The organism is Vibrio sp. 2132-1 (assembly GCF_033344315.1).
On record NZ_JAWPON010000349.1, the window covers coordinates 1 to 692 of the forward strand.

Genomic DNA, 692 nt, shown 5'->3' on the forward strand with positions numbered 1-692 from the left:
ATGACCGTGAAGAGATCACGATTCACATTCAGTGTCTATCTAATATCTCTCCGCACTAAGTTATCGTTTCTATGTGGTTGAACATTATCAAAAAAGCGCCTACTTCAGGCGCTTTTTTATTGCGGTTTAGGAATCGCGACAGTCACTCAATTACTGGTTGGTTGGCCACATCTCTTCCCATTTTACTGATTCCATGTTGTCTTCGATGCTATCTGGCGTTTGAGCAAAAAAGTCTAATCCAGTTTGACGTTCAACTTCGTCAATGGTGGTAATAAAGTTGGCTAACTCAGAGCTTGAAACATCACGATGCGGGACAATGAACGCAATGGCTTCATCAAAGCTTGGATCAAGAATGACTTTGTAAAATGCGCTCGGGATCACCACGCCATTACCGATTGTTCCTTCGTTACCTTGGTAAATCGGTCCGGTCACCACATAAAGCTCATTGTACTCATTGGCGAGATCACGAACATGTTCTTCTAGAACGCGCCAACCAACTCGGTTAAACCCCGGCAGTTGAGGTGACATGTTGCTCATCAAAAAGCTTTGCTTCATTGACTCTTGGGTGAAATCCATTGTCGCTGACGGCGCAAGGTGCCCTCTGTCGTATCCTGAGCCTTTGTAGTCCGCTAGGGTAGATCGCGCGTAATCCGGCATTTCAGTGTCTTCTTGGAAGGCGTTACTGCGTTTGT

1 protein-coding gene is annotated in these 692 nt (G+C 45.5%); it reads right to left on the minus strand.

Annotated elements, in window-relative coordinates:
* Nucleotides 1-150: 150 nt before the first annotated feature.
* A partial coding sequence (locus R8N47_RS25325; RefSeq protein ID WP_318186127.1) for a DNA/RNA non-specific endonuclease occupies nt 151-692 on the minus strand: 542 nt, incomplete at its 5' end.